General features: G+C 61.6%; 14 protein-coding genes. 9 read left to right on the top strand and 5 right to left on the bottom strand.

The window, feature by feature from the left end; translation table 11 throughout:
• Positions 1–64: 64 nt before the first annotated feature.
• Positions 65–1,288: a phosphoadenosine phosphosulfate reductase gene (locus KHQ24_RS03930; RefSeq protein WP_017899082.1), complete on the top strand. Its 1,224-nt coding sequence runs from the start codon at positions 65–67 to the stop codon at positions 1,286–1,288.
• Complete coding sequence (locus KHQ24_RS03925) at positions 1,273–1,899, top strand: IbrB-like domain-containing protein (RefSeq protein ID WP_023319959.1); 627 nt, start codon at positions 1,273–1,275, stop codon at positions 1,897–1,899. Before KHQ24_RS03930 ends, KHQ24_RS03925 begins: the two co-directional genes overlap by 16 nt.
• Here the strand turns inward: KHQ24_RS03925 and KHQ24_RS03920 are convergent, their stop codons facing one another.
• Entirely contained in the window at positions 1,900–3,045 is a 1,146-nt protein-coding gene (locus KHQ24_RS03920; RefSeq protein WP_074194562.1) for a pyridoxal phosphate-dependent aminotransferase, read from the bottom strand.
• Positions 3,046–3,186: 141 nt separating this feature from the next.
• Here KHQ24_RS03920 and mtnC point away from each other — a divergent pair, with 141 nt between their 5' ends.
• Positions 3,187–3,876, top strand: coding sequence for an acireductone synthase (mtnC, locus tag KHQ24_RS03915; protein WP_004885828.1), 690 nt, complete (start codon positions 3,187–3,189; stop codon positions 3,874–3,876).
• Positions 3,873–4,415, top strand: coding sequence for a 1,2-dihydroxy-3-keto-5-methylthiopentene dioxygenase (locus tag KHQ24_RS03910; RefSeq protein ID WP_004885825.1), 543 nt, complete (start codon positions 3,873–3,875; stop codon positions 4,413–4,415). The genes mtnC and KHQ24_RS03910 overlap by 4 nt, the downstream gene beginning before the upstream one ends.
• 126 nt (positions 4,416–4,541) lie before the next feature.
• Here the strand turns inward: KHQ24_RS03910 and KHQ24_RS03905 are convergent, their stop codons facing one another.
• Positions 4,542–6,851 carry a molybdopterin-dependent oxidoreductase gene (locus KHQ24_RS03905; protein ID WP_048323370.1) on the bottom strand — a complete coding sequence of 770 codons (2,310 nt, stop codon included), beginning with the start codon at positions 6,849–6,851 and terminating at the stop codon, positions 4,542–4,544.
• Positions 6,852–7,258: 407 nt separating this feature from the next.
• Between KHQ24_RS03905 and KHQ24_RS03900 the strand changes: the two genes are divergently transcribed.
• The 5 genes from KHQ24_RS03900 to KHQ24_RS03880 are packed head-to-tail and all read left to right on the top strand — an operon-like array spanning position 7,259 to position 12,726.
• Positions 7,259–8,239: a sugar ABC transporter substrate-binding protein gene (locus tag KHQ24_RS03900; protein WP_043521659.1), complete on the top strand. Its 981-nt coding sequence runs from the start codon at positions 7,259–7,261 to the stop codon at positions 8,237–8,239.
• A 44-nt stretch (positions 8,240–8,283) separates the two neighbouring features.
• Complete coding sequence (locus KHQ24_RS03895) at positions 8,284–9,786, top strand: sugar ABC transporter ATP-binding protein (RefSeq protein ID WP_074195349.1); 1,503 nt, start codon at positions 8,284–8,286, stop codon at positions 9,784–9,786.
• Positions 9,783–10,772 (top strand): ABC transporter permease, encoded by a 990-nt coding sequence (locus KHQ24_RS03890; protein ID WP_050887528.1) that lies wholly within the window; start codon positions 9,783–9,785, stop codon positions 10,770–10,772. The genes KHQ24_RS03895 and KHQ24_RS03890 overlap by 4 nt, the downstream gene beginning before the upstream one ends.
• Entirely contained in the window at positions 10,769–11,773 is a 1,005-nt protein-coding gene (locus KHQ24_RS03885) for an ABC transporter permease (RefSeq protein WP_043521666.1), read from the top strand. Before KHQ24_RS03890 ends, KHQ24_RS03885 begins: the two co-directional genes overlap by 4 nt.
• Positions 11,774–11,784: 11 nt before the next feature.
• Positions 11,785–12,726: a carbohydrate kinase family protein gene (locus KHQ24_RS03880; RefSeq protein WP_064178066.1), complete on the top strand. Its 942-nt coding sequence runs from the start codon at positions 11,785–11,787 to the stop codon at positions 12,724–12,726.
• A gap of 42 nt (positions 12,727–12,768) precedes the next feature.
• On the opposite strand, the gene KHQ24_RS03875 is transcribed toward KHQ24_RS03880, so the two are convergent.
• From KHQ24_RS03875 to KHQ24_RS03865, 3 genes are read right to left on the bottom strand one after another with little or no spacing between them, the layout of a single operon-like run.
• The gene (locus tag KHQ24_RS03875; protein WP_004885809.1) at positions 12,769–13,797 is read right to left on the bottom strand and encodes a 2-hydroxyacid dehydrogenase; all 1,029 of its coding nucleotides are present in this window, start codon (positions 13,795–13,797) and stop codon (positions 12,769–12,771) included.
• On the bottom strand, positions 13,794–15,290 hold the full coding sequence (locus tag KHQ24_RS03870) for an FGGY-family carbohydrate kinase (protein ID WP_064178065.1): 1,497 nt from the start codon (positions 15,288–15,290) through the stop codon (positions 13,794–13,796). Before KHQ24_RS03870 ends, KHQ24_RS03875 begins: the two co-directional genes overlap by 4 nt.
• Before the next feature lie 12 nt (positions 15,291–15,302).
• Positions 15,303–15,911 carry a methylthioribulose 1-phosphate dehydratase gene (locus KHQ24_RS03865; RefSeq protein ID WP_008805607.1) on the bottom strand — a complete coding sequence of 203 codons (609 nt, stop codon included), beginning with the start codon at positions 15,909–15,911 and terminating at the stop codon, positions 15,303–15,305.
• Positions 15,912–16,260: the final 349 nt, after the last annotated feature.

Raw genomic sequence — 16,260 nt, 5'->3', positions numbered from 1 at the left:
ACTCCCGGCCCTCATCGTTTATACTGACCAAATGGGAATATCTCGTATTAAAGGATTAATGGTCATGTCGTTTATTAAATATCCCTTACCGGAGTCGGTGCTGCAGGCGACGGAGCAGCGGATCCAATGGGTTCTGGATAATTTTTCACGCGTTTGCGTCTCTTTCTCTGGCGGAAAAGACTCCACCGTTATGCTGCATTTAACCGCGCAGGCAGCTCGGTTACAGGGTAAGAAAATCAGCGTACTGTTTATTGACTGGGAAGCACAGTTCTCTTGCACCATCGCCCACTGTGAAAAACTGCGCGCCCTGTATCAGGATGTCATCGACACCTTTTACTGGGTCGCCCTGCCGCTCACGACCCAAAATGCCCTGACGCAGTATAAGCCGCAATGGCAATGCTGGGAGCCCGGAACCCGCTGGGTCCGCCAGCCGCCGCCAGGGGCGATCGCCCACCCGGATTATTTCCCCTTCTACCAACCCGGAATGAGCTTTGAGGCTTTCGTCAGCCATTTTGCCGAGTGGTTTTCCCAGCGGCGGCCCGCCGCCGTGCTGGTGGGCATTCGGGCTGATGAGTCGCTGAATCGCTTTATGACCATCTCTTCCCAGCGCAAACAACGCTTCGCTGACGATAAACCGTGGACCACCTCGGCGCCGGGGGGACACGCCTGGTACATCTACCCGCTCTATGACTGGAAAACCGCCGATATCTGGACCTGGTTTGCCAGAAGCGGCCAGCCCTATAACCCGCTGTACGATCTGATGTATCAGGCCGGGGTGCCGCTGCGCTACATGCGCATCTGCGAACCCTTCGGTCCGGAGCAGCGCCAGGGGCTGTGGCTGTACCATGTGCTGGAGCCGGAACGCTGGGCCGCGATGTGTCAGCGGGTCAGCGGCGCGCACAGCGGCGGCGTCTATGCCGGGCATGACAATCAGTTCTACGGTCACCGAAAAATCGACAAACCCGACCATTTGACATGGAAAAGCTATGCTCTTTTCCTGCTCGACAGCATGCCGGAAACCACCGCCGAGCACTATCGCAATAAAATCGCCGTCTACCTGCGCTGGTATCAGAAAAAAGGGATGGAAGATATTCCCGACACCCAGCCCGGGGACATTGGCACAAAGGATATCCCCTCCTGGCGACGAGTCTGCAAAGTGCTGCTCAATAACGACTACTGGTGCCGTCAGCTCTCGTTCAGTCCGACCAAAAGCAGCCACTATCAGCGCTACCGAAAACGTATGGAAAAACATCGCCAACAATGGGGGATATTATGCAACAACAACTAACGCAGGCGCTGGACGCTTTCCTGCAAACGCTGGATGATGAAGCGCGCATCGAGGCTATCAACGCGTTTCGCCATGTGCTCCACCAGCGCAGCCCCTTCCGCTCCCAGCCGGTTGACTGCGTGCTGTGGGTCAAACAGGAGCAGGTCGCCCCCAATGACTACAATCCGAACAACGTGGCGCCGCCGGAAAAACGTCTGCTGCAGACCTCGCTGGAAGCCGATGGCTTTACCCAGCCGGTGGTGGTCATCCGCCAGGGTCCGCAGGCGTATACCATTGTCGATGGTTTTCACCGTCATGAACTGGCCTGCAGCAAAGCGTCATTGAAGAAAACCCTGCGAGGCTATCTGCCGGTGACCTGTCTGCCGAATGAAACCGCCTCCCGCGATGGGCTGATGGCGGCAACCATACGCCACAACCGGGCGCGGGGACGTCACCAAATCCACGCCATGTCGGAGATTGTGCGCGAGCTGACCCGGCTCGGCTGGACACCGCAAAAGATCGGCAAAGAGTTGGGGATGGATGCCGATGAGGTACTGCGTCTGAAGCAAATCAGCGGCCTGACGGAAATGTTCGCCGGCCGCCAGTTCTCTCAGGCATGGACCATTAAATAACTATAGCTGGCACAAACGCGCCGCCGCGGCCAGCAGGGTCTCCGGTTGTTTAGCGAAGCACAAACGGATCAGCTTGTGCGGGAACGGGTCGGCGCAGAAGACGGAGAGCGGGATCGCCGCCACCCCAACCTCTGTCGTCAGCCAGCGGCAGAAGCTCACGTCGTCAAGATCGGAGAGGGCGCTGTAGTCCGCCAGCAGGAAGTAGGTGCCCTCACAGGGCAGGAGTTTCAGCCGGCTGGGGCGCAGCGCCTCAATAAACAGATCGCGGCGTTCACGATAAAACGCCGGCAGCTCGAGATAGTGCTCTGGCGCCTCGCGCAGCATATCGGCGATCGCCAGCTGCGCCGGGGTATTCACCGAGAAGGTCAGATACTGATGAACCTTACGCAACTCCGCGCTGATGGCCGCCGGGGCCACGCAGTAGCCAACCTTCCAGCCGGTCATATGAAACGTTTTGCCAAACGAAGAGACTGCCACCGCCCGCTCGCGCAGCTGCGGATGCGCCAGCACGCTGGCGTGGCCGTTTTCGGCAAAGTTGATATGCTCATAGACCTCGTCGCTGAGAACATAGATCTCACGTTCGGCTATCGCCTGCCACAGGGCGGCAAAATCCTCGCGTTGCCAGACCGTGGCCGAGGGGTTGTGCGGGGTGTTGAGGATCACCAGCCGGGTTTTGTCGCTCAGCGTCGCGGCAAACTGCTGCCAGTCGACGCGAAAATGCGGCGGCTGAAGGGCAATACGGCGTAATTCGCCGCCGGCCAGCGCCACCGCGGGAGCATAGCTGTCGTAGCTGGGATCGAAACAGACCACCTCGTCGCCACGGCGCACCAGGGCGGTGATCGCCGCGTACAGGGCCTCCGTCGCCCCGGCGGTGACCGTGATATCGCTGTTGACGTCGGGTCGATATCCATACAGCTCCGCCGTCTTGTCAGCGATCGCCTCGCGCAGCGCCGGCACGCCGGTCATCGGGGCATACTGATTCGCCCCCTGCGCCACGTGGTACGCCAGACGCTCCTGAAGATAGCGCGGGCCGTCAAAATCGGGAAAGCCCTGAGACAGGTTAATGGCCTGATGCTGCTGGGCGAGAGCGCTCATCTGGGTAAAAATGGTGGTGCCAAGTGACGGGAGTTTACTCTCTGGAATCAATGGGTTATTGCTCATTCTTTTTGTACCGATTGTAATGCTGTTGTTGAAGCCACTATAACACGATGTTAATATTTGGCAATCAAGACGCTTAGACGTCTAAATGCTAATGTTATTCCACGCTACGCCCACTCTGGAGAAACCATGATCCGCGCCATCGTGACCGACATCGAAGGCACTACCAGCGATATCCGCTTCGTGCATAACGTGCTGTTCCCCTACGCCCGCGAACGACTGGCCGGCTTTGTGACCGCTCAACAGCACGCTGAGCCGGTGAGAACGATTCTCGACAACTTGCGCCGAGAGACAGACTCCCCCGCCGCCAGCACCGCCGACCTGATTGCTACCCTCTTCGCCTTTATGGACGAAGACCGTAAATCCACTGCGCTGAAGGCACTCCAGGGGATCATCTGGCGCGATGGCTACCTCAACGGCGACTTTACCGGCCATCTCTACCCGGACGTGCTGCCGGCGCTGGAGAAATGGAAAGCACAGGGCATTGATTTGTATGTATATTCTTCTGGCTCCGTGGCAGCGCAGAAATTGTTATTTGGCTACAGCGATGAAGGTGATATTACTCATCTGTTTACGGGCTATTTCGATACCCTGGTAGGCGCTAAACGCGAAGCGCAGTCCTACCGCAACATTGCTGAACACCTGGGCCACGCCCCCGGGGCCATCCTGTTCCTGTCGGATATCCATCAGGAACTCGACGCCGCCGAAGCCGCGGGGTTGCGCACTGTCCAGTTGGTACGCGGCGATCGCGACCCGGCAAGCCACCACCCTCAGGTTCAGCGTTTTGACGACATTCATCCGGAGCAGATCCCAGCATGAGCGCATTAACCCTATTTTCTGTGACCGATCCGCAAACGCCGGTCTGGCACAGCACCGACGCCAAAGCGATTCAGGAGCAGCTTAACGCCAAAGGCGTCCGTTTCGAACGCTGGCAGGCCGACCGCGACCTCGGCGCAGACCCCAGCGCAGAAACGGTGATTGCCGCCTATCAGCATGCGATTGACAAACTGGTCGCCGAAAAGGGCTATCAGAGCTGGGACGTCATCAGCCTGCGCGCCGATAACCCGCAGAAAGAGGCGCTGCGGGAAAAATTCCTGAATGAGCACACCCATGGCGAAGACGAGGTCAGGTTTTTTGTCGAGGGCGCCGGTCTGTTCTGCCTGCACATTGGCGACGAGGTGTTCCAGGTGCTGTGCGAAAAGAACGATCTGATTTCGGTTCCTGCCCACACTCCGCACTGGTTTGATATGGGATCAGAACCGAACTTCACCGCCATTCGCATTTTTGATAACCCGGAAGGCTGGATCGCCCAGTTTACCGGCGACGATATCGCCAGCGCCTACCCACGGCTGGCGTAACGTCGTCCTGTCATCCATTACCGCCTGGTCAGGAGCCTTAAACTGCCTGGACCGCGCTTTCCCGGAGGCGGCGCATACTGCGCCTTCTCCGGGCTACCCGCCCCGCCGCCGGCGATCCTCCCACGCTTAAACCGCAATAAACTTCGGCGGGTCAAAGGCGGTGATCGGCGGCAGTTCCTCTCGCCACGGGGCGATTTCCACCCAACAACTCTGGGCGCTACAGCCCTGCCCCAGGCGCGAACTGCCGCGATCCTCGGTTAACACGTTGGGATTACCGTGCTTATCGAGGGTTCCTTTTTCATTCGGATCCAGAGGGTCATACCAGGCGCCGGTGGACATCTGTACCACCCCCGGCAAAATCTGTTCACTCAAATGCACGCCCGCCAGAATCGCCCCGCGGTCGTTATACACCTTCACCACGCTGCCTTCGTGGATGTCTCTTGCCTGCGCGTCCCGCGGATGCATCCACAGCGGCTCGCGTCCCTGAATTTTCGTCGCCCGACTGACGCTGCCGTGATCATACTGGCTGTGCAGGCGGGCGCGTGGCTGACTGGAGAGCAGATGAAGCGGCCAGCGCGCCGCCTCCAGTCGTTGCCGGGCAGCCTCTTCCTCATCCCACCAGGGATGGCCAGGGCATTCGCGATAGCCAAACCCGGCGACGGTAGAGGAAAAGAGTTCAATCTTGCCGGAGGGCGTGGAAAGCGGATAGCGCTGCGGATCGGCGCGAAAATCGGCGAGAAAGACCTGCGGCCGCTCCGGCGCACTGTATTCCAGCACCCCTTGCTGCCAGAAATCCTCGAACGAGGGCAGCGCAATGCCCTCCTCCTGCGCCCGCGGCCTTGACTCCTCATAGAGATGGCGCAGCCACTGCCCGGCGTCCCGCCCCTCGCTGAACAGTTCGCCGAAGCCCAGCCGCCCGGCAAGATCGAGGAAAATAGCGTAATCATCACGCGCCTCGCCCACCGGCGGGATCTGCGCGCTCATGGCAATCATAAATCCGTCATGACCGCCGCTGCCGATATCCTCTCGCTCCAGCGAGGTGGTAGCCGGCAGGACGATGTCAGAGAATTTGGCCTGCGCGGTCCAGTACTGCTCATGCACCACCACCGTCTCCGGACGGCGCCAGGCCTCGCACAGTCGGTTAATATCCTGGTGATGGTGAAACGCATTGCCTCCCGCCCAGTAGACCAGACGGATGTCGGGATAATGCAGCAGCTGACCGTCGAACTCATAGGCTTCTCCCGGGTGCAGCAGCATATCGGACAGCCGCGCCACCGGGATAACGCTGTCCACCGCATTTTCGCCGGCGGGCAAGCGCGGGCCGGAAAACGCTTTTCGCACCGCCCCCGCCAGGTTGGTACAGGCATAGCCAAACCCGAGGCCGCCGCCCGGCGTGCCGATCTGTCCCAGCAGCGCGGTCAGGGCCACCGTCGCCCAGTAGGCCTGCTCCCCCTGACGGGCGCGCTGGATGGACCAGGAGATATTCACCATCGTACGGTGGCGGGCCATCTCCCGCGCCAGCTCGGCGATGCGCTGGGCGTCAAGGCCGGTAATTGCCGCCGCCCACGCCGGTGTTTTCGCTATGCCGTCATGCTCGCCCAACAGATACGCGCGGTAAGGGGCAAACCCGACGGTATGGCTGGCGATAAACGCCTGGTCGTAGAGGGACTCAGCGATCAGCACATAGCTCAGCGCCAGCAGCAGTGCGGTATCGGTGCCCGGCCGAATGGCCAGCCACTCGGCGTCGGGCACCGCGCTGAGGTCATTGCGCACCGGACTGATATTAATAAACCGCGTGCCGTTGGCCTGCATCTTATCCAGCCAGTACGGCAACATATGGTCATTGGCGCCGCCGCCGTTGACCTGGGCATTGCGCAGCGGCAGACCGCCAATCGCGACAAACAGCTGACACTCCCGCGCCAGCTCGGAAAAATGGGTATGCTGACGATGCAGCGGGCTCAGCGGCCCAAGGATATGCGGCAGAATACGCTCGCCCGCGGCGCTGCTATAGGTATTGGTGCTGGCGGTATACCCGCCAAAGCCCTTAAGAAAACGGTGCAGCTGGCTCTGCGCATGGTGAAAGCGCCCGGCGCTGGCCCAGCCGTAGGAGCCGCCGTAAATCGCCTCATTGCCGCAGCGCGCCTTGACCGAGCGCAGCTCGCGAGCCACCAGGTCCAGGGCCACCTCCCAGCTGACTTCGACAAAGGGCTCCTTGCCTCGCCCTTCTCGTGACGCCGGCCCGTGCTGCAGATAGCCGGCGCGTACCGCCGGGCGACGAATGCGCGTTTGGCTGGTCACCGCGTCGGGGAGCGACTGACCGATGCGTGAAGGGTTTTTATCCCAGGGCACCGGCTTAACCGCCACGATCTCGCCCTCGCGGCTCTCCACCTGCCAGGTTCCCCAGTGCATCACCGTATAATTATGCTGTTTCTTCATAGCGCCCGCGTTCTTCTCAGCCTAAGGTTCGTTAAAATAAAGCGGGGAAATGCGGTAATATTGCTTACCCGGCCAGACATTGCGCTGCTAAAAAAAGCTTTAGCCCGCGCAATCTTCTCTTTTTCTCTGTAGATGCCGTATTTCCCATACACTCATAATAAACAGAAAATTGTCTTTATCTGCTAAATAAACACGGAACAAGCCAAAAATAAAACCACAAAATAAAAAGGCCTATCCGCCATCATGAAATATTTTCAGGTTCTTCATGACAAAATAAATTTTTCTCTGGCGTTTCCGCGATATAACATTGCCGGCATAACTTAGACTTATTTTGTATTTGAGGTGGCGAGGTGCTTCTTGTCATGCTACCGGTCCGCAACCACCTTCATCACAGGATCATAATAACAATGTCGCAGAAGAGAAAATTATTGCCTGCCGCGCTGGGACTGCTTTCCCTTGCCTCGCTGAGCGTCACTGGCGCTGATACCCTCTCCTTACAGGGAAAAACCATTGGCGTTGCCGTAGTAGGCACCCAGCATTTCTGGGATCGCGAAGCTTTTAAAGGCGCGACAGAGGAAGTGGAGAAACTGGGAGGCAAAGTCATTGGCGTCGATGGCGGCCGGGATAATCAGGTTCATGCCAATAATCACGATATTTTACTGTCACGCAAGGTGGATGCGGTAATTAGTATTCTCGGCGACAGCGCCGTCGAACCCAAATTTAAAGCATTACGTGATGCTGGTATCCCGGTATTCACCGTGGATCATGTTTCACAATATTCGGTCAATAATACCACCTCCGATAACTACACTCTGGGCTCCACCATCGGTCGCTACATGGCGGACGAATTAGGCGGTAAAGGCAACGTCGCTGTATTTAACGCGTTCTCCAGCGCGCTGCGTATTTGCGGAATTCGTTACGATCAGTGGAAATATGTCCTTAAGGATTACCCGGATATTCATATTATCCAGCCCGAGCTCGCGGAACAGTTCGCCAACTCGCCGGAAGACGCGCGGAAGAAAACCCTCGAATTACTCAGCCAGTATCCGAAAGGCAAACTGGACGCCATCCATGTCGCCTGCTGGGATCAACCGGCCATCGGTATCGTCCAGGCGCTGGAAGAGACCGGCCGTGATAAGGACGTGAAAGTGACGGCCATCGACGCCGGTCCGGAAACGCTGGAGATCATGGCGGAGCCCGGCAGTCCCTTCGTGGCTAACGTCGCGCAGCAGCCGCATCTGATCGGCCAGACCTCCGCCGACAACGTGGCCCGCTACTTTGCCGGTCAGAAACTGCCGGTGCAAACCTTTATCCCGGTGATACCGGTGAAAGGTCCGCAGGAAGCGAAAGCGGTGTATAAACAGTTGGGATACGGCGAACTGCAGTGATAAATCAACACCCTGGCGGGGAGCGCCCCGCCGCGGGTCTGGTCATGGACCAGATCGGCAAACGTTTTGCCAGCGTAATGGCGCTTAATGCGGTTACCCTGCGCCTCAATCCGGGGGAGATTCATGGCCTGATTGGCGAGAACGGCGCCGGTAAATCGACGCTGATCAAGATCCTCGCCGGCGTTTATCAGGCCGACAGCGGCAGCGCGACCCTCGACGGTCGCCCGCTGCCCCTCGGCAACCCGGCAGCCATCGAAGCCGCCGGCATCCGCGTTATCCACCAGGAGCTCAACCTGATCCCGCACTTTACCGTCGCGGAATCGGTGTTTCTGGGCCAGGAGTATCGCACCCGCTGGGGGGCGCTGGATCGCCGACGGATGAAGGCCGCCACGGCGCAATTTTTCCAGCAAAACTGGCAGTTGGCGATCGACCCCGAACGTCTGGTGCGAGACCTGAGCCTGGCCGAGCGCAAGCTGGTGCAGATTGCCCGCGCGCTGATCGACGGCGCGGCGCGGCTTGTGGTGTTCGACGAGCCCACCGCCCCCCTCGAGGCCCAGGAGGCCAGTCTGGTCACCTCCGCCATCCTGCGCCTGCGCGACCAGGGCATTGCCATTCTGTATATTTCCCACTATCTCAATGAGATAGCCAGCCTCTGCGACCGTGGCACTGTGCTGCGCAACGGGGAAGTGGTCGGTTATCCCGACCGCGACCTGCTGCAGAATACCGAGGCGCTGATCGCCATGATGGTCGGCCGGGAAATCGACCAGCTGTATACCCCGCGCCAGCGCCCGGCGGCAGACAACGGAGCGGCTCCGCTGCTCTCGGTGCGCCAGCTGAGCGACGGACGGCAGCTGCAGGATCTCTCTTTTGATATTCACCCGGGGGAGATCGTCGGCGTCGCCGGCCTGCTCGGCGCCGGGCGCGATGTGCTGGTGGACTTACTCTACGGCTTGCGCCCGGCGGAGCGCGGCACTATCCATCTCGACGGCCTGCCGCGACGTATCCGTACGCCAAAGCAGGCGATCCGCGCCGGAATGGCGCTGGTCCCGCGCGACCGCCGCCATCAGGGGCTTATCCTCTCCTTCACCACCGCCGACAATATTAATCTCGCCTCGCTGCCGGAGACCGCCACCTTTGGCTGGGAGCGGCGGGGGATCGCCGAGCAGAAAGCGCGCGACTGGATAGAACAGCTGGCGATCCGTCCGGGACGCCCGGCGCTGCCGGTACGCTACATGAGCGGCGGCAACCAGCAAAAAGCGATCCTCGCCCGCTGGCTCGGCACCGATGCCCGGCTGTTTATTCTCGATGAACCCACCCTCGGGGTTGATATCGGCGCCCGCCGCGATATTTATCAACGTACGCGCCAGCTGGCCGATAAAGGGCGGGCGGTGCTGGTCTCCTCCAGCGACGCCCCCGAACTGCTCGGACTATGCGACCGGATCCTCGTCCTCTGGCGCGGCGCGCTGGCGGCCAATCTGCCCACCCGCGGGCTGACCCTCGACGCCCTGCTGGTGGCGATCAACGGCGGACAGGAGCCTTCACCATGAGTACCGCTATCCAGCGTCGCGGCCGTCCGGGCCTGGCGACGCTGATTGAAAAATTCCCCCTGATCCTGTTTCTGGCGCTGCTGGTGTGGCTGAGCGTGCAGTCGCCCTACTTCCTCAGCTGGCAAAATATCAGCCTGATGCTGGTCCAGAGCGTTCCGCTGGCGATCCTCTGTTTCGGCCTGGTCTGCGTCATCGCCGTGGGCGGAGATGACGTGGTCTCCGGCGGCATCGACCTCTCCCTGCCGGCGACGGCGGTGCTCGGCGTCGCGCTGCTCAGCCTCGGGCTGGCCGAATGGCACACGCCGTATCTCCTGCTGCTGGCGCTGCTGGCGGCGGTTTGCCTGCTCTGCGGGGCGATCAACGGCTTCCTGGTGCTGGCGGCCGGCCTGCCGCCGCTGCTGGCTACCCTCTCGACCTCCGTGGCGTTTACCGGCCTGACGGACCTGCTGACCGGACAGCGGCGCATCGCGGTCAGCGATCCGCTGATGGTCGCCTTCCGCGATAACAGCGTGCTGGGCCTGCCCTGGCCGCTTATCTATCTGCTGGGGGTGTTTATCCTGTTCCAGTTCCTGCTCCATCACTCCCGCTTCGGCCAGCATGTGCAGGCGGTGGGCGGTAATCGCGATATGGCGCAGATGAGCGGCCTGAACGTGCGCCGCTTAACCCTGCAGGTCTGGCTGTTAGCCGGCATCGCCGCCGGGCTGGCTATTCTGCCGCTGCTCAGCCAGGGCTCCGGCAGCTCCAGCGGAACGGCCACGCCGCTGCTGCTGGAAACCGTGCTGGCGACCTTTATCGGCGCCGCCTTCTCGCGCCGTCGGGTGGTCACCATCTGGGGCGCGCTGCTGGGAGCGATTCTGGTTAACGCCCTCTCTAACGGGCTCGGCCTGCTGGGGGTCAATATCTTCTGGATGGGCGCCATTAAAGGCGGCCTGATCCTGGTGGTGCTCGCGGCATCGGCGGTCAGACACAAAGGAGGCGAGGCATGAGCCAAATCACCCTGAAAACTCCAGCTACCGCGGAACAGACGGCCAGCAGCCCGCTGGCCTGGCTGTCGCGGGCCGGATTCGGCATCATCACCCTGCTGGCCATCGCCCTGTTCGGCTGGGCGAATCCAGTATTTTTAACCGTGGATAACTGGGCCAACCTGCTGCAGGGCAGCGCGATCCTGCTGATTGTGGCGATGGCGATGACCCTGATTGTCAGCGCCGGGGCGATTGACCTGTCGGTGGGCGTCGCGCTCGATTTCGGCGCCGCCTTCGCCCTCGTCGCCCTGAAAACCTGGCATCTGCCGTGGCAGGCGGCGGTGGGCTGCGCCCTGCTCGGCGGGGTGCTGATTGGTCTGCTCAATGCCTTTCTGATCCTCATCTGCCGGATCCGCCCCTTCCTCGCCACCCTCGGCACCTGGTTTATCGCCAGCAGCGCCGAACGTATCTATACCGATGGCGGCGGCGCGATAGCCTATCGGCGAATGGCTCCCGAGTATCACGACCTGGCGGTGGGTAACCTTGGCGGGATCCCCACGCCGGTAGCGATCGTGCTGGCGCTGTGGCTGGCGGCCTGGCTGGTGACCGAGCGCACCCTGTGGGGCAAATATATCCGCGCTATCGGTCAGAACAGCGAAGCGGCGCGCATCGCCGGGATCCGCGATCGCCTGACCATGCTCGGCGTGCTGGTGGCCGCCTCAGCCCTCTGCGCCGTCGGCGGGGTGATCCTCTCCGCCAACCTGCGGCAATTTACCCCGCTGGCCGGGCAGTCTTACCTGATGGACGCCATTGCGGCGGTGTTTATCGGCACCGCCTTTAACCGTCTGGGCCGGGTCAGCATCGCCGGCACCCTCGGCGGCGTGCTGTTCCTCGCCATTATTGATAATGGTCTGAACCTGATGGGCCTCAATTATCTGGTGAAGGACGCGCTGGTCGGCGTGATTCTGGTGGTGGCCCTCGCCCTATCCTTCTGGCAGGCGCGTCTGCGCCAAACGCATCGCTAAACGGGAGAACGATGGCAACCTTTGACGCCGTATTTGTCGGCCTGACTATTCTGGATATTGCCGGGCGCCCGGTGGTGGCGATCCCGCCGCGCGGTGGCGTCGCTTTTATTGAGCAAATTCGCCTCAACCCCGCCGGCACCGCTGCGGGGGCTAATATTAACGCCGCGAAGCTCGGGATCCGCACCGCGGCGGTGGCCTGCCTGGGCGAAGATGAAAAGGCCGACTTTATCCTCGCCAGCTATGCCCGGCTGGGCATTGACTGCTCGCTTATCCAGCGCACCGCGCTGAAGGAGACCTCGGCGACGATCCTGCCGATTCGCCCCAACGGCGAACGTCCGGCCCTGCACTGCCGGGGCGCGTCTGACGCCCTGTTCGTCAGTGAAGCGGAATTTGACGCCGTCCTTGACTGTCGCTTCCTGCATCACGGCGGGAGCGGACTGCTGGCGGCAATGGACCAGGGACAGAGCGCACGGCTGCTGCAGGCGGCCAAAGCGCGTGGAGTCACCACCAGCTTTGACCTTATCGCGCCGAATGAACACACCCTGGAACTGCTGCGGCCCCTGCTGCCGTCGGTGGATTATTTTATGCCTTCGCTGGAGGAAGCCGCCTTTCTCTCCGGGGAGACGCAGCCGGAGGCCATCGCCCGCTTTTTCTTCGCGCTGGGCGTGGGCACCTGCATTCTGAAAGACGGCGAGAACGGCTCCTGGCTTATCGGCCGCGATGGCGCGCTGGAGCATATTGCGCCGTGGCCCGTCGAGGCGGTGGATACCACCGGCTGCGGCGACAGCTACTGCGGCGGGTTTATTGCCGCGCTGGCGCGCGGGCTCAGCGTGAAAGCGGCGTGCGACGTCGCCTCGGCGGTGGCCGCGCTGGTGGCGACCGGGATGGGCTCGGATGCCGGGGTGGTAGACTGGGAACAGACCCAGGCTTTTATGGCGGCCCATCGCCCCTGACGTTGGACCCAAGCCGCTGCAGGACGCGGCGGCGCAAGCGGCTTAACGCCACTGGTACAGCAGCGGCTCCCCGGCGACATAGCGCTGAAGATCGGCGGCAATCATCGCCGTGTGTTTGGCGATACTCTCCCGGGTGGCCCCGGCGATATGCGGCGTGATAATCACGTTATCGAACTCGGTGACAAAAGGGTGATCGCGCCACAGCGGTTCGCGATGATACACGTCCAGCGCCGCGCCGCCCAACGGGCCGTGACGCAGAGCCTCAATCAGCGCCGCTTCGTCGACCACCGCCGCGCGGGAGGTATTGATCAGCAGCGCGCCGGGCTTCATGCTGTTTAACAGCGCCGCATTCACCAGCCCGTCGCTGTGCGGCCCGCTGCTCAGATGCAGGCTGACGATATCCGCCTCTCGGAACAGCGCCTCCAGGGTCGTTTTCTGTAACCCTGGCTCATTGATATCCTCTGCGGCGACGAACGGATCCACCACCCGCACCGCCATACCGAACGCCCGGGCGATACGCGCCACCCGGCGGCCAATGTTGCCATACCCCACCAGGCCCAGCGTTTTATTGCGCAGTTCACTGCCCTTAAACACTTCATAGGGGCTTTCCGGACTCACGTCCCAGACCACATCCCGGCGCAGCCCCTGCTGGGTGGCGGCGGCGGCATTGTCAGCCTGCGTGAATTCCCCCCGCTTCAGCGCCGCATGGGATTGCGGAATATGGCGCGCCAGGCTGAGCATCAGGCCAAGCGTCAGCTCCGCGGCGGCATCGGCATTGCGCCCCGGGGTGTAGAGTACCCGGATGCCGCGCGCCTGCGCGGCCTGGGTATCAATATTCACCGGATTCGCGCGGGTACAGGCGATCACCTGCAGGCGCGGACAGGCGGCCATCACCGCATCCGTCACCTCATCATAGCTGGTCACCAGCACCTCAGCGTCGTGGGCCAGCTCAATCAGCTGACCGGCGCTGAGTTTCGGTTTGCCCAGCGCCCACCCCTCCACCAGCAGCTCACCCAGCTGGTGGAAGGCGCTAAGGTCGCCAGCATGCTCGGCGGTAAAAACGATTTTCATGGTTGTACTTCCTGAGAAAGACGTTGAAGAGCGGCCTGCCTGGCCTGCCATACCGGCAGCATCTGCTCACGCAGCAGGCGATAAACGGGATACAGCGCCGCGTAGCGGGCATGCGCCTGAGGGCGCGGCTGATAGCGGGCCTGCGCCAGCGGAGGCGTCTCGGCCAGCGCCGCGACGCTGCGGGCCGCCAGAATCGCCGCACCGCGCGCGCTTAGTTCATTAAAGGCGCTGGAGACCACCGTGCGCCCGGTACAGTCGGCGATAATCTGCAGCCAGGTGGCCGAGGCTGCGCCGCCGCCGGTCAGATACAGCTCGCCGCCCTGGGGATAACCCTGCAGCGCATCGACAATGGCGAAGGCCAGGCCTTCAAACACCGCGCGCTGTAGTTCGGCGCGGGTGGTGTGCGGGCTAATGCCGATAAAGCCGGCCCGCGCGTCAGGGCTGTAAAACGGCGCGCGTTCGCCATTAAGATACGGCTGCCAGAAGACGCCGCCGCTGCCTGGCTCCACCTCCGCGATCGCCTGCTCCAGCCGACCCAGATCGGCGTCCAGCGAAATATGCTGCTGCAGCCAGTCAATGTTTGGCGTACCGGCCTGCATCGGAAACAGCGAGATCACCTGCCCGGCTTCGGTGTGAGTGACGAAGCGCGTCGCCTCGTTCACCGTCTGCGGACCGCGGCAAACGATTCCGGTACAGCAGGTGGTGCCGAGGATCGTGTAGATATCCCCTTCGTTGACCGCGCCGCAGCCCAGCGCGGCGCTACAGACATCCAGCGCCCCGGCGGCCACCGGCGTCGCGGCGGGCAGTCCGGTCAGCGCCGCCACCGCGTCGCTCAGCGTACCGGCCGGAGCGTCCGGGGCCAGCAGAGGGGGAAACAGCGGCAGCAGTTCGTCCAGCCCCATCTCGTTCATCACCACCGAGGACCAGCTGCCGCTCTGCTGATTGAGTAATGAGCTGCTGGCGTCCGTCAGCTCCAGCGCCGCCACGCCGGTCAGGCGAAAGCGGATCCAGTCCTTGGCGAAAAACAGATAGCGCGCGGCCGCCAGCCGCTCCGGCTGATACTGTTTCAGCCAGTACAGCTGCAGGCTGGTATTGCAGGGCTGCAGGTGGGTGCCGGTATCGGCGAAATAGCGGCGGTCAAAACCGGGCCGGCGCAGCAGTTCGCTCATCAGCTCGTGGCTGCGGGTATCGCTCCACAGGATCCCCGGCCCCACCGGTTCGCCCTGCGCATCGCTGAGCCAGACCCCCTCCCCTTGCCCGGCGAGGCCGATGGCCCGCAGCCGCCCCTCCTGCAGCGCCGGGTGGCGGGCAATCTGGCGCAGAATAGCCAGCACCGAATGCCACAGCTGGGTCATATCCTGTTCCGCGTAGCCATTGGCCGACAGGCGGGGGGAGGTGTTTTCCGCAGCGCTGGCGCGCGCGGTGAAATGCTGATCAAACAGCACCGCTTTCACCCGGGAGGTGCCGATATCGATACCAAGATAAAAATCCATACCTGCTCCGGTTCAGGGCTCGTAGCGGCGGCGCATCAGCTCGCACTCGAACAGGAACTCCAGCCCCTCCAGTTGCCGGCGGGCCTCCTGAATATCTTTCCCCCAGCAGGTCAGGCCATGTCCGCGCAGCAGAAAGCCGTAACGCAGCGGGCGGGTTTGCGCATAATCGGCAATCCGCGCCGCCAGGGCGTCAATATCCTGATCGTTATCGAAGATGGCGACCGGAACGGTATCGAGATGGCTGTGCTGCCCGCTGAGGGTTTTCTGCATTTCATACCCCTGCAGCGCCAGCGTGTCGCTTTTTTCGATGCGCGACAGCACGGTGGCATTGACGGTATGCACATGCAGCACCACGTTGGCCTCCGGGAACAGGCGGTAGACCAGGGTGTGCAGGCCGGTCTCCGCCGACGGTTTCCGTCCGGAAGGGGCCTGATTGGTGGCGATCTCCACCTGCAGAAAATCCTCGGTCGTCAGGCTGCCTTTATCGCGGCCCGACTCGCTTAGCCAGCACCAGGTATCATCCTGACGCACCGACATATTGCCGCCGGTCGCCGGCGCCCAGCCTTTCGCGCCGATCCAATGACAGGTGGTGACCAGTTGCGCGAGTCTTTCTTGCCACATAGCAGTTCCTTAGGTTAGCGATGATTTGTTTAGCCGTCTAAATGGCTATTTATCCGATACTAACACCGCTAACCGGAGGGAACAATATTTCAGGAAACACACATAAGACAAATGGTTATATCATAAATGCATATTAAATAACCTTTATTCACAGCAATTTAACCAACCGCAGTGAATCCGCTACGATCCCCTGCTGCCTGGCGCCACAACGCTGGCGGATTGTGCTGGCTGAAATTCTCCTTCTGCGCCAGGCATGCCGTCGCCGCCCTCCTCTGCCCCGGACTGGTGCAAAACATGGCAGGATGCACACTAAAATGGCATTACTCCTCCTGAATCCCTCAATAACCGT

It is taken from the genome of Klebsiella sp. 54, assembly GCF_018223875.1.
Lineage (GTDB): Bacteria > Pseudomonadota > Gammaproteobacteria > Enterobacterales > Enterobacteriaceae > Klebsiella > Klebsiella quasipneumoniae.
Note: the sequence above shows the minus strand (reverse complement) of the source record. Positions and strands in the feature narration are given on the sequence as shown.